At 67.3% G+C, this 14,701-nt stretch carries 15 protein-coding genes and 1 tRNA gene; 6 read left to right on the plus strand and 10 right to left on the minus strand.

Going from position 1 to position 14,701, the window contains the following annotated elements; translation table 11 throughout:
* Nucleotides 1–44 precede the first annotated feature (44 nt).
* The gene (locus tag FR943_RS24875) at nt 45–1,289 is read left to right on the plus strand and encodes a PE-PPE domain-containing protein (RefSeq protein WP_308170651.1); all 1,245 of its coding nucleotides are present in this window, start codon (nt 45–47) and stop codon (nt 1,287–1,289) included.
* A gap of 22 nt (nt 1,290–1,311) precedes the next feature.
* Nucleotides 1,312–3,090: a penicillin-binding transpeptidase domain-containing protein gene (locus FR943_RS24880; RefSeq protein WP_217160962.1), complete on the plus strand. Its 1,779-nt coding sequence runs from the start codon at nt 1,312–1,314 to the stop codon at nt 3,088–3,090.
* 15 nt (nt 3,091–3,105) lie between these two features.
* On the opposite strand, the gene FR943_RS24885 is transcribed toward FR943_RS24880, so the two are convergent.
* Nucleotides 3,106–4,461 carry a WS/DGAT/MGAT family O-acyltransferase gene (locus FR943_RS24885; protein ID WP_217160963.1) on the minus strand — a complete coding sequence of 452 codons (1,356 nt, stop codon included), beginning with the start codon at nt 4,459–4,461 and terminating at the stop codon, nt 3,106–3,108.
* 101 nt (nt 4,462–4,562) lie between these two features.
* On the opposite strand from FR943_RS24885, the gene FR943_RS24890 reads away from it, so the two are divergent.
* Complete coding sequence (locus FR943_RS24890; RefSeq protein ID WP_217160964.1) at nt 4,563–4,973, plus strand: hypothetical protein; 411 nt, start codon at nt 4,563–4,565, stop codon at nt 4,971–4,973.
* A complete protein-coding gene (locus FR943_RS24895) occupies nt 4,933–6,705 on the plus strand; it encodes a peroxidase family protein (RefSeq protein WP_217160965.1) in 1,773 nt (590 codons plus the stop codon). Before FR943_RS24890 ends, FR943_RS24895 begins: the two co-directional genes overlap by 41 nt.
* On the opposite strand, the gene FR943_RS24900 is transcribed toward FR943_RS24895, so the two are convergent.
* Nucleotides 6,702–7,259, minus strand: a complete 558-nt coding sequence (locus tag FR943_RS24900; RefSeq protein WP_217160966.1) for a TetR/AcrR family transcriptional regulator — start codon at nt 7,257–7,259, stop codon at nt 6,702–6,704. The two genes, FR943_RS24895 and FR943_RS24900, sit on opposite strands and share 4 nt — an antisense overlap.
* A gap of 107 nt (nt 7,260–7,366) precedes the next feature.
* Here FR943_RS24900 and FR943_RS24905 point away from each other — a divergent pair, with 107 nt between their 5' ends.
* Nucleotides 7,367–8,233, plus strand: coding sequence for an SAM-dependent methyltransferase (locus tag FR943_RS24905; RefSeq protein WP_217160967.1), 867 nt, complete (start codon nt 7,367–7,369; stop codon nt 8,231–8,233).
* A 143-nt stretch (nt 8,234–8,376) separates the two neighbouring features.
* Here the strand turns inward: FR943_RS24905 and FR943_RS24910 are convergent.
* The 3 genes from FR943_RS24910 to FR943_RS24920 all read right to left on the minus strand — a co-directional run bounded on the left by FR943_RS24910 (nt 8,377) and on the right by FR943_RS24920 (nt 9,547).
* Nucleotides 8,377–8,467, minus strand: a tRNA-Ser gene (locus tag FR943_RS24910).
* A 121-nt stretch (nt 8,468–8,588) separates the two neighbouring features.
* Nucleotides 8,589–9,044, minus strand: coding sequence for a nucleoside deaminase (locus FR943_RS24915; protein WP_217160969.1), 456 nt, complete (start codon nt 9,042–9,044; stop codon nt 8,589–8,591).
* The gene (locus FR943_RS24920) at nt 9,041–9,547 is read right to left on the minus strand and encodes a tRNA adenosine deaminase-associated protein (RefSeq protein WP_217160971.1); all 507 of its coding nucleotides are present in this window, start codon (nt 9,545–9,547) and stop codon (nt 9,041–9,043) included. The genes FR943_RS24915 and FR943_RS24920 overlap by 4 nt, the downstream gene beginning before the upstream one ends.
* Nucleotides 9,548–9,646: 99 nt before the next feature.
* Between FR943_RS24920 and FR943_RS24925 the strand changes: the two genes are divergently transcribed.
* The gene (locus tag FR943_RS24925) at nt 9,647–10,612 is read left to right on the plus strand and encodes a prephenate dehydrogenase (RefSeq protein WP_217161216.1); all 966 of its coding nucleotides are present in this window, start codon (nt 9,647–9,649) and stop codon (nt 10,610–10,612) included.
* Here FR943_RS24925 and FR943_RS24930 read toward each other — a convergent pair.
* From FR943_RS24930 to FR943_RS24950, 5 genes are read right to left on the minus strand one after another with little or no spacing between them, the layout of a single operon-like run.
* Entirely contained in the window at nt 10,554–11,144 is a 591-nt protein-coding gene (locus FR943_RS24930; RefSeq protein ID WP_217160973.1) for a putative glycolipid-binding domain-containing protein, read from the minus strand. The two genes, FR943_RS24925 and FR943_RS24930, sit on opposite strands and share 59 nt — an antisense overlap.
* Nucleotides 11,141–11,935, minus strand: coding sequence for an ABC transporter permease (locus tag FR943_RS24935; RefSeq protein ID WP_217161217.1), 795 nt, complete (start codon nt 11,933–11,935; stop codon nt 11,141–11,143). Before FR943_RS24935 ends, FR943_RS24930 begins: the two co-directional genes overlap by 4 nt.
* Complete coding sequence (locus FR943_RS24940; protein ID WP_217160974.1) at nt 11,932–12,573, minus strand: ABC transporter permease; 642 nt, start codon at nt 12,571–12,573, stop codon at nt 11,932–11,934. Before FR943_RS24940 ends, FR943_RS24935 begins: the two co-directional genes overlap by 4 nt.
* Complete coding sequence (locus FR943_RS24945) at nt 12,573–13,685, minus strand: ABC transporter ATP-binding protein (protein WP_217160976.1); 1,113 nt, start codon at nt 13,683–13,685, stop codon at nt 12,573–12,575. Before FR943_RS24945 ends, FR943_RS24940 begins: the two co-directional genes overlap by 1 nt.
* Nucleotides 13,686–13,695: 10 nt before the next feature.
* Nucleotides 13,696–14,649, minus strand: coding sequence for an ABC transporter substrate-binding protein (locus FR943_RS24950; RefSeq protein WP_217160977.1), 954 nt, complete (start codon nt 14,647–14,649; stop codon nt 13,696–13,698).
* Nucleotides 14,650–14,701 lie beyond the last annotated feature (52 nt).

Raw genomic sequence — 14,701 nt, forward strand, 5'->3', positions numbered from 1 at the left:
TCTGTACTCAGTCGTTGTGAATCAGACGACCGGAGGTGCACACCGTGGCCAGACACCGGAAGCACGCACGTTCATCCGCTGTCGCGGTGGCCGGCGCCACCGCCGGTATGACGGCGGTCCTCACCTTCGGACAGGTCGCCGACGCCACCGCTGCCGTCACCGCAATCGGTGTCGGCGGCTGGCGCAACCCGGACAGCACCCGGGTCAACCAAAAGTTCGGTGGCGACTACATGCCGTCTGGCAGTGGCTTTGTCGCTCCTGACCACTTCATACCCGTGCCGTATTCGGCCTCGCTGCCCATCGACCCGAGCGTGGAAGACGGCCTGCCCGTACTGCGCCAAAAAGTAGGCGAAACGTCCGGGGACATCGTCATCGTCGGGTACTCCGAAGGTTCCATCGTCGCCGAGAAGTACAAGCGCGAACTCGATGCCCAGGGCAGCCCGCCGCCCGGCAAGAACATCAGTTTCGTGTTCATCGCCGCGCCGACGGTGCCCAACGGCGGTATCTACGCACGGTTCCCGGACCTGCGCCTGCCCGGATTCACCAGCACCGGGGCGGCAGAAACGTCGCCGTACGACCAAACGTTCATCACCATCGAATACGACCCGGTCGGCGATTTCCCGGCCTACGCCAACCCGCTGTCGCTGGCGAATGCCCTGGCCGGGTTGATCTACCTGCACGGTGACCCGACGCCGGATGCCGCCGACCTCAATGACCCCGACGCGATCATCGTGACGCCGGTCGACAAGCCGGGAGGCGGTCAGGACACCTACATCCTGGTCAGGACCGAACACCTGCCGCTGCTGCAGCCCATCCGCGACGTCTCGGCCGCGCTGAACATCACGGCGATCACCGAACCGCTGCTCGGCGCGATCGAGCCGACGCTCAAGCTCGGCGTCGACATGGGCTACACCGACCGCGACTACTCCGATCCCGCCACGCCGACCCGCTTCAGGTTGACCACCCCGCCCGAGCGGATCGCCGAAACCATCAAACAGCTGCCCGATGCCTTCCAGCAGGGCGCGGACAACGTCAAGAACGGACTGCCCTCTACTGCAACGCCTTCGACGACGTCGGGACCCACCCAACGCATCACGGCGAAGAAGGACGAGGCCAAGGTCCCGCAGAAGCCTGCCAAGCGCACCCCCGCGCAGCGGCGCGACAACATGCGTAACGCTGTGCCGGACCTGGCGAAGAAAGTCAAGAACACGTTCAAGCCCAAGCCGAAGTCCAAGCCGAGGCACGAAACCAAGCCCAAGACCGAATCGGACACAGACAAGGCCGCATAGCTGCTGATGTCATGCTGGGAACATGACTCAACAGCGCGCCTGGTTCCTGCTGCTGTGCCTGTTCCTCCCGCTCGTGGCATGTTCGTCCTCGCCCGACCCGGCCGATCGTTTCGCCGCGTTTGCCGATGCCCTGCAACGCAAAGACGCGCATGCCGCCGCGGCGGAGACCAGCGACCCCGCGGCAGCCGAGACGGCAATCACGTCGATGTTCGACGGTATGGGCGACGCCGCTGCGGTGAAGGTGAGCGCCGAACCGCAAGACGGTAACGAGTCCGGCGCGACCCTGGACTATCAGTGGTCGTGGGGTGAGGGCCGGGACTTCAGTTATGACGCCACCGGCACCGCCACCAAGACCGGTGACGACTGGCGCATCTCCTGGGCACCGACGCTGCTGCACCGAGACTTGCAGGACGGCTTGAGGTTTCAATACAGCACCGACAGCGACCTGCAGACCCCGGTGCTGGACCGGACCGGTCAGCCGTTGATGACGTGGCAGACCGTCGGGGTGATCTCCTTGGAGCGCGCGCACCTGGATTCCGCCGCCCCGCTCGCCGCACTACTGGCCCCCTTCGACCCCACCACCACGCCGGATTCCATCAACGCACAGTTCACGTCGAACACCGATGACCGGGTGACCGTGATGAAGCTGCGCGAAGACGACCTCGCCTCGGTGCGCGACCAACTGAGTCAGGTCCCGGGCGTCACCGTCGCCGAGCAGGGTGAGCTGCTGACCACCGACCGCCAACTGTCCTCGCCGGCCATCGACGGGCTGGCGCAGTTGTGGCACGACCGGATCACCAAGGCTGCCGGCTGGTCGGTCTATCTGGTCGACGAGGACGGCGCACCCGCGCAGCGGCTGGCCGCGCAACCGCCCGCACCGACCGATCCGATGCGCACCACCTTGGACCTGCGTCTGCAACTGCTCGCCCAACAGGCCGTGGCCCAGGAGACCCGGCCCGCCGTGGTGGTGGCGATCTCCGGTAAGACGGGCGGCATCCTGGCCGCGGCCCAGAACCCTGCCGCGGATCCCCAAGGCGCCATTGCCTTCTCGGGGCTGTACCCGCCGGGCTCGACGTTCAAGACCATCACCACCGCGGCCGCGCTCGAAGCCAACCTGGTGACCCCGGATACCCCGGTGGCCTGCCCGGGCCAGTTGACCATCGAGAACCGCACCATTCCCAACGACGACGACTTCGACCTGGGGACAGTGCCGTTGACATCGGCGTTCTCCCATTCCTGCAACACCAGCATGGCGGCACTGTCGGAAAAGTTGCCTGCCGATGGACTGACCACGACCGCCCGGGCGTTCGGTATCGGCGTGGACTTCACCATTCCCGGGCTCACCACGGTGACCGGCCGGGTGCCCAACGCCGACAACGCCGCCCAGCGGGTGGAGAACGGGATCGGCCAGGGCACCGTGACGGTCAGCCCGTTCGGGCTCGCGGTTGCCGAGGCCAGCCTGGCACACGGCTCGACCATCCTGCCCAACCTGGTCGACGGTGACAAGGTCACCGCGGACACCCCGTCGGAGCAGCTGCCTGCCGCCGTCACCGCGGCGCTGCGGGACATGATGCGTAAGACCGTGACCGAAGGCACCGCAAGCCAATTGAGCGACATCCCGGATCTCGGCGGCAAGACGGGGACGGCGGAATTCGGCGGCGGGCCCCTTTCTGACGCCACTGCCCACGGCTGGTTCGCCGGTATCGCCGGCGACATCGCCTTCGCCACGCTGGTGGTGGGCGGCGATTCGTCGACACCCGCGGTGAAGATCTCTGGAGATTTCCTGCGGTCGGCCGGCTGAACAATGCCGTTGGGGTCAGGCCCCGGAGGCGACCTCCAGCGCCTTGAGGGAGTCCTCCAGATGGCTGAGCATGCGCTGCAGATGCGGCACACTGCGCCGGCAGCCGACCAGCCCGAAATCGAGGTTGCCGGCGTTGCTGACCAAGGTGATGTTCATCGCCTGCCCGTCCAGCGCGATCGACAGCGGATAGTTGCCGTCCAGCCGGGCACCCTTCCAGTACAACGGATTTCGCGGGCCGGGCACATTGGAGATGACCAGGTTGAACGGCGGCGAGGTGGCGTTGACGAAGCCGGGCACCGCAGCCAGGCCGAGCGGGGCGATCATCAACGCCGACAGCGCCAGCGCCTGAACCCGCGGCAGTTCGGAGAACACCTTCTTGTTGCCGCGCATCGACTCGCCGATGACAGCCAACCGGTCCGCCGGGTCGTCCAGATCGGTACCCAGATTGCACAGCACCGAGCCGGTCATATTGCCTCCGGCGTCGGCCTCGTGCTCGGCGCGCAGACTCACCGGCACCATCGCGATCAGCGGCTGGTCCGGCAGCGCGTCCTGCTCCAGCAGGTAGGCACGCAACGCACCGGAACAGACCGCAAGCACCACATCGTTGACCGTGGACCCGGTGGCCTGCGAGATCCGCTTGAACCGCTCCAGCGGCCAGGACTGCGCCGCGACGCGACGGGCACCACCGATGTTGACGTTGAACATCGTCTTGGGCGCCGCGAACGGCAACGTGAGCTGTTGCTCCAGCAACGCCGAACGAGCCAGCCGCAGCGTCGACGGCGCCAGCCCCGCGACCGACCCGACCGTGTCGGTGACCGTCCGTAGCAGCGACGCGCTCTGGTGCGGCCGCTTCCGGCGCGGCACCGCCCAGGGCACCCGCACCTCGGTGTCATCCGGATCCTCCGACAGCGTGCGCATCAACAGCTTGAGCGCCGAGACCCCGTCGATCAGCGAATGGTGCATCTTGGTGTACACCGCGAACCGGCCGTCGGCCAGCCCCTCGATGAGGTGGGCCTCCCACAGCGGGCGGTGCCGGTCGAGCAAGCCGCCGTGCAGGCGTGAGGTCAGCTCGAGCAGATCGCGGACCCGGCCCGGTGACGGCAGGCCCGAGCGGCGCAGGTGGTAGTCGAGGTCGACGTCGTTGTCGTAGGTCCAGCCGACGTTCGCGATACCGCCCAGGATGGTCGCCGGATGCTTGCGGAACACCGGCTCGAACTCGGTCTGGGCCACCATCTCCTCGTGCAACTCCCGCACGAAGTCGCGATCCGCACCAGCCGGAGGCTCATAGAGCGCGAGGCCGCCGACGTGGAACGGGTGCTCCCGCGTCTCGGCGATCAGAAACATCGAATCGGTCGGCGACATCAGCTCCACGACCCCATTCAACGCTGTTGTGACCGCTCCCGGCGAAGACAAGCCAAAACAAGTAGCCGACTACTCGTGCGTCGGGTTCGGTAGGCGCTCACGATGGACACATGCTGAGCCCGACAGCGGCCCGCACCGCCCTCGCGGTGCTCCGGATCGTCAATGGCGCGACCGCGCTCGTGGCCCCCGAAAGACTGCTGACGCGGCTGGGTGTGGACACCGCCTCGGACCGCTCGGGCAGCTACCCCTTCCGGATGTTCGGCATCCGCACCGTGCTCATCGGGCTGGACCTGCTGGTTCTGCGCGGCGCGGCACTGCGCCGGGCCGAGCAGCTGGGCGTCCTGATTCACGCCACCGACACGGTGTCGGCTGCCGTCATCACCGTCCGCGGTGACCTGGCCCGGCGCCACGGCGTGACGACCATCGTCATCTCGGCCATCAACACCGCACTCGCCATCATCGCCTGGAAGGGAGCTCGCCATGCCGACGCTGCTCAACAAGCTGTTCCTCAAGAGCGCTGAGCTGATCGACCGCCGCGTCGGATGGGACCGGCTGCCGCCGTTCCTCGGAATCTCGGTGCTGGTCGGAATTCGTGACGCGCTGCGCGAGCACAACCTCTACGACACCTACCAGGGTCACCCACCGCAGGCACCGGAGTTGCCGCCGACCGAGTATCTGGCGGTCCGCACGGCCGACGGCTCCTACAACGACCTGTCACAATCGTCGATGGGGATGGCCAACACACGTTTTGGCCGCAACGTGCCGCTCGAGCGGGGTCGAGCCGAGAAGGTGCCGCAGCTGATGGATCCCAACCCCCGGCTGATCAGCACCAAACTGCTGCAGCGCCGCGAGTTCCGGCCGGCCACCACGCTCAACGTGCTGGCCGCGGCCTGGCTGCAGTTCGAGACCCGGGACTGGTTCAGCCACGGCTCCGACGTCAACCGGATGCTCGAGATTCCCCGCCCGCCGGGCGACGATTGGCCCGACCCCACGATCAACGTGCCGGCCACCGCCGCCGACCCCTCCGGGCGCCCCGGCGGATCCACCTTTGTCAACACCGAGACCCACTGGTGGGACGCCTCCCAGATCTACGGCAGCACAAGGGAATTCCAGGACGCCATCCGCAGCCACCACGACGGCCGGGTGCGCATCGACGCCGACGGGTTCATCGACATCGACCCAGCCTTGATCGGGGCGTCCGGCGGCGCAGACGGCTGGTGGCTGGGCATGGAGTTGATGGGCACGATCTTCATGCGTGAGCACAACGCGATCTGCGACCGACTCAAGGCCGCATACCCGCAGTGGTCCGATGAGCAGCTGTTCAACAAGGCGAGACTGATCAACGCCGCCCTGATCGCCAAGATCCACACCATCGAGTGGACCCCGGCAATCCTCGGCCACCCCACCCTGCAGATCGCCATGCGGGCCAACTGGTTCGGCCTGGCCGGCGAGCGGGTCAAAGCGCTCTTCGGCCGGCTGGGCTCCAGCGACGTACTCAGCGGCATCCCGGGGTCGACCACCGACCACCACACCGCGCCGTACTCGATCACCGAGGACTTCGTCACCGTGTACCGGATGCACCCGCTGGTACCCGATGACTACGAATTCCTCGGTCTCAGTGCCGATTCCGACCCACGGAAGCTGACCTTCGGCGATATCCACGGAGGCGCGAACTCCCGCGGGGTGCTCAAGAGCATGGGCGTGGCCGAATGCCTGTACTCCCTGGGCGTCGCCCATCCGGGCGCGGTCACGCTGCACAACAGTCCCAAGTTCATGCGGAACTTCGTCCGCACCGACGAGCACGCGCTCGACCTGATCGCGACCGACATCCTGCGCTCCCGGGAACGAGGAGTGCCCCGCTACAACGAGTTCCGCCGCGCGCTGCGGCTGGATCCGGTGACGAGTTTCGAGCAGATCAGCGGCGGCGACCACGAGACCGCCGCGGTGATGGCCGAGATCTACGGCGGTGACATCGACAAGGTGGACACCATGGTGGGGATGTTCGGTGAGCAACTGCCGGCCGGATTCGGGTTCAGCGACACCGCATTCCGCATCTTCGTGTTGATGGCGACCCGTCGGCTCAAGAGCGACCGGTTCTACACCGTCGACTTCACCCCACGCGTCTACACCCCCGAAGGCATGGAGTGGATCGACCGCAACGACATGGTCTCGGTGCTGCTGCGGCACTACCCCGAGCTCGGGCCGGTGCTGCGCGGGCAGCGCAACGCGTTCGCGCCCTGGACGCGAATCTAGAGGCTGCGCCGGTAGATGTCGGACGCGATCGCGATGGCGGTGTCGTTGCACTGTTCGTCGGTGAGCGGCAAGTCGCCCATCATGGCCACGCTCCACGAAATGGTCAGTAGCGCCTGCCGAGCGTGATACACGGCGACGGGATCGTGATCGGGTGCAGTCATGGCGTCGGCCACGGTGCGGAACTGGTAGCGCAGGTCAGCTCCCACCCCGAGCCGGTTGAACGCGGCATAGTTCTCGTGCATGAACCGTGTCATCGCCCGGCCCGTGCCGTGCAGCACGGTGCCGTAGCGGCGCAAGACCTCGAGTCCGGTTTCCCTGCCCGCAGGTTGATCAGCGGCCCACCGCAGGATCTCGTCGACGCCGTTGCGGAGATCATCGGCAAGACTGACCACGATGTCTTCCTTGGCCGGGAAGTGATAGTAGACAGCCGCTTTCGTGATCCCGAGGCTCTCGGCGATCTGCCGAATCGAGGTGTGGTCGTAGCCGTGAGCGGAGAATAGTTCCAGCGCCACGGCACGGATCTTGTCGCGGGTATCGGTCCGTCGGCCTGCCATCGATACCCCTTCCATTACTTGACGCCCGGCAAGGGATGAGCTTAGCGTGGCCACATTCATTACTTACCTGCCGTCAAGTAATGATTGCCGCGACTTGGAGGGGACACATGACCGGATCGCAGCTGCCCACCACCCTGGCCGGACCACCGCTGACCGCCGTCGGCGTCGCGGTCATCCGGGCCCGGGAAAACCGACGTGACGACCGGCTCTACGCGGATCCGTACGCCGAACGGTTCGTCGCGGCAGTCCAGCGGGCGTATCTCGACCCGTCCGCACCCGAGAACGCGGCCGAAACCTGGAACACCGTGTTGCGGTTGGCCGACGTGATGTACGAGACCCGCACCGTGGGCGTCCGCCTCGTCGACGATGGCCTCCTCGAAGCGGCGTCGTCCGGACGCCCACAGATCGTGTTGCTCGGCGCCGGCCTGGACACCCACGCCTTCCGGCTGACCTGGCCCGCGCCGGTCCGCTTGTTCGAGATCGATCTGCCGGCACTCTTCGCCTTCAAGGAACCGCTGCTGCGCGATGCCGTCGAGACGTGCGAGCGCCACGTCGTCGCGGCCGACCTGGGCACTGATGATTGGTCCGAAGGACTGCTGGCCAACGGGTTTGACCCCGCCACCCCCACCCATTGGGTCGACCACGCCCTGATGACCCTGCCGACGGCGTCGGCGCGCGCCGGGTTCGAAGCGATCACACGACTGTCCGCGCCCGGCAGTCGATACGGATTCCCGGTCATGGGCAGCCGGAGCTTCAGCACCACCTTGCACACCGTCGACGGCGCCGCGGACCTGTATCGGAACATGTCCAATGTCGACCGCGGACTCGGCGACGACGCCCGGCAATGGATCGAAAGCCTGGGATGGTCAACGGCTTTCACCAGTTTCGCTGAACAGGCCGCCCACTGTCCGCGCGACGTCGGATCGGACAGCGACAGCGGGACCGTCACCGCCACCCGGTTGGACACGCTGTGACGAACGTGCAGGCTTTCATGGCGGTTCTTCGCGTGACAGACCAAAAGGCTGCACGCTCGTCACAGTGCGCGGGGAAGCAACCTGTGCTGGCCCCCTGATCGCAAAAAAATCCCGCTACCTGCGATAACAGGTGCGGGATTTTATGGCGGTGGCGGAGGGATTTGAACCCTCGGACGGGGGTTACCCGTCACACGCTTTCGAGGCGTGCTCCTTAGGCCGCTCGGACACGCCACCGTGTGGCAGCTTACCGGGCGAGCGCCGAGAGCCATAATCGGCTCCGCAGATCTCCCGAGTGTGAACTTGATGCGCAAAATCAGCCGAGAAGTCGCAATCTTGTTCACACTCGGCAGGGCCATCAACGCTGCGCCGCGAAGAACTCCTCCAGCAGGGCCGCACACTCATCGGCCAGCACCCCACCGACCACCTCGGGACGGTGGTTGAGCCGGCGATCCCGCACCACATCCCACAGCGAGCCGACCGCCCCGGTCTTGGGCTCCCACGCCCCGAACACCACCCGGGCCACCCGGGCCAGCACCAGTGCGCCGGCACACATCGTGCACGGCTCCACGGTCACCGCCAGCGTCGCACCTTCCAGCCGCCAGCCGTCGCCGAGTACCCGCGCGGCCTCACGCATCGCCACGATCTCGGCGTGCCCGGCCGGATCCCCGGTGGCCTCCCGGACATTGGCCGCCCGGGCCAGCTCGGTGCCGTCGGCGGCGAACACCACCGCACCGATCGGCACGTCGCGCGGGCCGGCCGTCCGGGCAGCCGCAAGCGCCGCACGGATCAGGGTTTCGTCGGAAGATCTCACCGACCGAGCCGGTCGAGCACCACCGACAACTCGTCGGCGAAGCCCATCTCGCGGGCGATCCGGCCGATCTGCTCGTCGGCGTACAGGTCGGTCTCCGACAGGATCACGCCCAGCACGTCCTCATGCAGCCCGATGTCCGACAGCACCGCGAGGTCGCCCTCTTCGAACGGATCGGCGTCCTCGAGGTCCTCTTCCTCCAGATCGGCGTCCAGGTTCTCCAGCGCCTCGGCGGCGATGTCGTAATCCAGTGCCGCCGTGGCATCCGACAGCAGCAACCGGGTACCCGCAGGTGCCGGCCGCACGATCACGAAAAACTCGTCGTCCACATCGAGCAGCCCGAACACCGCCCCGGCGCTGCGCAGCTCACGAAGCTCCGTCTCGGCCGCGGTCAGACTCTTCAACGACGAAGAGCGCATGGGCGCACACCGCCACTTGCCGTCCTCCCGGACAACGGCCACCCCGAAGCCATCGGGAAGGTCTGCCGGCGCACGTTGTGCTCCCATGCCCGCCTACGGTAGTCGCCGACCAGCGATTTTGACCAGGGATCACCCGCTGACCCGGTGCCGCCGATATGCCAGTCTTGAAGCGTGACGACGACACCGGTGTGCGTACTCGGCCTGGGCCTGATCGGCGGTTCGCTGATGCGTGCCGCGGCAGCCGCCGGCCGTGAGGTCTTCGGCTACAACCGGTCGGTGGAAGCGGTCGCCGCGGCGAAGGTCGACGGTTTCGACGCCACCGAGAATCTCGACGAGGCGTTGCGCCGGGCGGCCGAGCGGGACGCGCTGATCGTGCTCGCGGTGCCGGTGCCGGCCCTGCGCCACCTGCTCGAGCACATCCGTGACGCCGCGCCCGCCTGCCCGCTGACCGACGTCACCAGCGTCAAGGGCGCGGTTCTCGACGAAGTGCGCGAGGTCGGCCTGTTGCCGAACTTCGTCGGCGGCCACCCGATGGCCGGCACGGCGCATTCGGGCTGGTCGGCCGGCTATGCGGAGCTGTTCACCGGAGCGCCGTGGGTGGTCAGCGTGGACGACCACGTCGACGCCCGGGTCTGGACCCTGGTCGCCCAGTTGGCGCTGGACTGTCACGCCGTCGTCGTCCCAGCCCGCTCCGACGAGCACGACGCGGCCGCGGCCACCATCTCCCACCTGCCGCACCTGTTCGCCGAAACCCTCGCCGTGATCGCCGGTGAGGTGCCGCTGGCCTTCGCGCTGGCCGCCGGTTCATTCCGGGACGGCACCCGGGTGGCCGCCACCGCACCCGACCTGGTGCGGGCCATGTGTGAGGCCAATGCCGACCAGTTGCTGCCCACGCTCGAGCAGGCCATCGACCGGCTGACCCGGGCCAGGGACACCCTCGCCGCGACCGGATCAGTGGCCGATCTGGTGGAGACCGGCCACGCCGCACGGATGCGTTACGACAGCTTCAGCCGCCCCGAGATCATCACCACGGTGGTGGGCGACGGCAACTGGCGAGCCGAGTTGGCCGCGGCCGGCCGCGCCGGCGGAGTGATCAGATCCGCTCAGCCAGTCCTGGGTAATCAAGGACGAAGCCGTCAGAGTCCACCGTGATGGTGGTGTCGGCGATCGGCGACCGCAGCTTCAGCGTCCCGGCCGCCACCCCCACGCTGCTGTAGCCGATGTTGGCGGCGTCCACCGAGAAGTCCGGTAACCGCACATAGACCACCGGCACGGTGACCGTCTCGGCCCGCTCGTGCAGCCCGATCCGCCGGATCGGCAACGCGTTGAACAGCGGGCTGAACAGCGCGTCGACATCGAGCGCACCGCCGAAGTCCGAACGCGTGGTCTGGGTGTGGTCCTGCACGAGCCACATGTTCTCCTCGTCGCGCGCGATGGAGAGCTGGCGGTCCCGCTCGGCCAGGGTGACCGACAGCGACAACCGCTTGGTGGCCCCGGTCTCGTCGGTGACCAAGTCGTAGGACGCCGAGAACGCCGGGTGGGAAGCAGTGGCACCGGCCACGATCCGGCCGTAGGCCTTGATCCGCTTGCCCGACAATTGAACCCGCACCGATTCCATCCGGGGTTCGTCGTGTGCCCGCCACGTCAACACCGCCGGCCAGGCACGGTCCTTCTGGTCACTCACCCGTCTACCGTATGCGACGACGCCCGCCGTTCGTAGCCGAGTCCGGAACTCCCGCCGCCGCCCGTCACCGACCGCGACCCGAGTGCCACTTCATCACCGAGCAACGGCTGCGGCACCCGACGCGAACGCCCCAACCGGCCACTACCGGGCACGGAGAGCCAGACCGCGAACGCCAGCGCGGCATCCAGAAGCAGTGCCAGCGCCGTCACCATGAGCGCACCCACGAGCGCGATGTGGAACTGGCGGACCTTGATCCCGTCGATCAGATAGCGGCCCAACCCACCCAGGCTGGCGTAGGCGGCGACCGTCGCGGTCGCCACGATCTGCAGCGTCGCAGTGCGCAGCCCACCCAGGATCAACGGCAGCGCATTGGGCACCTCCACCCCCAGCAGCACCTGCCGCTCGGTCATGCCCATCGACCGCGCGGCATCCACCACGGCCGGATCCACGTTGGCGATGCCGGCGTAGGTGCCGGCCAGCAGCGGCGGGATACCCAGCAGCATCAGCGCCACCGTCGGCGGCACCAACCCCAGACCCCACAGCAGCACCCCGAGCAGCAACACCCCCAGCGTGGGCAGGGCCCGCAAGGCGTTGACCCCGGTGACGACGAGGAAGGTGCCGCGCCCGGTATGTCCGATGAGCAGGCCTACCGGGATCGCGATCAGCGCCGACACCAGCACCGCGACCACGGTGTACAGCAGGTGTTCGCCGATGCGGGCGCCCAGACCGGCGGGCCCGGCCCAGTTGGCGGCGGTGAGGATGAACTCCAGGGCTTGGCTCAGGAAGTTCATGCCGGTGCCTTGCGCGTCCACGGCGTGATGGCCCGGCCCACCGTCATGATCACGGTGTCGATGATGATCGCCAGCACGAAGATCGCGATGATCCCGGCGATGATCTGATCGCTCTTGTTGGCCTGGTAGCCCTCGGTGAACCAGGTGCCCAAGCCGCCGATGCCGATCACCGAACCCACCGACACCATCGAGATGTTGGTGACCGCCACCACCCGTAGCCCGGCCACCAGCACCGGGATGGCCAGCGGGAGTTCCACCTTGAGCATCCGCACCAGCGGCCGGTAACCGATCGCCGTCGCGGCGTCACGCACAGGTTCGGGCACCGCATCGAGCGCTTCGGGCACCGCCCGCACCAACAGTGCCGCGGTGTAGAGCGTCAGCGCCACAATGACATTGGCCTCGTCCAAGATGCGGGTCGGGATGATCAGCGGCAACACCACGAACAGTGCCAGCGACGGGATGGTGAAGATGATGCTCGCGGTGAGCGTGGTCAGCCGCCGCAGTGCGGTGGTGCGCTGCACCGCGGCACCCAGCGGCACCGCGATGAGCAACCCCAACACGATCGGCACCAACGACAACCGCAGGTGCACGACCGTCAGCACCCAGAGGTCGTCGAGGTGGTTCAGCAGATACCGCATCAGCGTCCCAGCGCGGGAATGTGCCGCTGGGTTTCCAGGGCGGCCAACACATCTTCGGCCCGCACCCCGCCGATGACCCGGCCGGCATCATCGACCGCAACGCCCAGCCCCGACGGTGAGGACAGCGCCGCGTCCAGCGCCTGCCGCAGCGTGCCATCCGGGCGGAACAACGAACCACCGGCAATCGTACTGTCGTACAACGTCTTTCCTGACCGATGCACCTCGACGCCCTCGGCGTTGACCCAGCCGTACGGGGCGCCTTCGGGGGTGGTGATCAACACCCAGTCCCCGGAACCCAGCTGCAACGCGTCGAGTTCGGTCTCGGCGACGTGGCGGAGCTCGTGCAGGCCCAGCCCGGTCGCGTGGAAGAACTGCAACCCCCGGTAGCCGCGGTCGGCCCCGACGATGCCGGCCACCAGGTCGTTGGCCGGATTGGACAACAGCCGGGCCGGCTGGTCGTACTGCTGCAGCACTCCCCCACGGCCGAACACCGCGACCAGGTCGGCGAGCTTGACCGCCTCGTCGACATCATGGGTGACGAACACGATGGTCTTGCGCAATTCGCTTTGCAGTCGCAGGATCTCGGCCTGAAGTTCCTCGCGGACCACCGGGTCGACCGCGCTGAACGGCTCGTCCATCAGCAGGATCGGCGGGTCGGCTGCCAACGCCCGGGCCACCCCGACGCGCTGCTGCTGCCCGCCCGACAGCTGCGCCGGGTAACGGTCGGCCAGCTTCGGGTCCAGCCCCACCCGTTCCATCACCCCGATCGCCGCCTTGCGGGCGCTGCGCCGGGATTCACCGCGCAGCACCGGCACCGTCGCGACGTTGTCCACCACCCGCAGGTGCGGCATCAGCCCGGCGCTCTGGATGACGTACCCGATGCCGAGGCGCAGCTTGACCGGGTCGACGGTGCTGACGTCCTCGCCGTCGACGGTCACGGTGCCCGACGTCGGATCGATCATCCGGTTGACCATCCGCATCGAGGTGGTCTTGCCGCAGCCCGACGGGCCGACGAACACCGTCAGCGTGCCGGCCGGCACGTCGAGGTTGAGGTTGTCCACGGCAACGGTGCCGTCCGGATACTGCTTGGTGACGTTCTCGAATGTGATCACGGCTGCGCCATCATTTCTGCACGGGCTTGTCGAAACCATGGTCGGCGACCCACTTTTCGGCCGCCTCGTCCGGATCGACGCCGGCGTTGCCCTCCACCGCGGTGTTGAGTGCGATCAGGTCTGCGGTGGTGAGGGCGGCCGACACCGCATCGAGCACCGTCTTGAGTTCGGCGGACATCTTCTGGGATGCCACCAGCGGAACGACGTTGGCCGCCAGGAAGGCGTTCTCAGGGTCTTCCAGAGCCACCAGGTGGTGCTGCCCGATGGCCGGCGAAGTGCTGAAGATGTTCGCGGCGGTGACGGCTCCGCTGGTCAGTGCCGACACGGTGGCCGGACCGCCACCGTCGCTGATCGCCACAAAGTTGGCCGGCGCGATGTCCAGGCCGTACCGGGACTTCAGCCCGACAAGACCCGTCTGCCGAGTCTGAAACTCCGATGGCGCACCGACTTTCACCTCAGCCGAATGCGCGGCCAGATCAGCGATGGTCGTCAGGTTCCAGCGCTGCGCGGTTTCGGCGGTGACGGCCAGGGTGTCCTTGTCCTCGGCCAGCGATGGGGACAGGATCGACAAGTCACCCGGCAGCGCCTTGAACAGGGCGATCAGCACCTCGTCCGAGGTGGTGGCAGTAGCGTCCGCATCGAAGTACTGCAACAGATTTCCGGTGTATTCGGGGATCAGGTCGATCGAGTGGTCCTGCACGGCAGGCACATACGTCTCCCGGCTGCCGATCCCGAACTGTCTTTTGACCTGAAAGTCATTGGCCTCCAGTGCCTGCGCGTAGATCTCGGCGATGATTTTGGACTCCGGGAAGTCGGCGGATCCGACGGTGATCGTCTTGAGGTCGCCGGAAATCTCGCCGCCGCCGAGCGGATTGGAACTGCCGCACCCAGAAACCAGAACCAGTAGCGACACCAGCAGCACCGGTACGGCCTGGAGTGTCCGCGCGGGTCGTCGCAACCGCATTCGCACGTCCTTTCGGCGTGTTCAGCCTGCCTGAGACCCTAGTGCCGCACCC

The sequence above is a fragment of the [Mycobacterium] fortunisiensis genome, assembly GCF_019050325.1.
In the GTDB taxonomy this organism is placed as follows: Bacteria; Actinomycetota; Actinomycetes; order Mycobacteriales; family Mycobacteriaceae; genus Mycobacterium; species Mycobacterium fortunisiensis.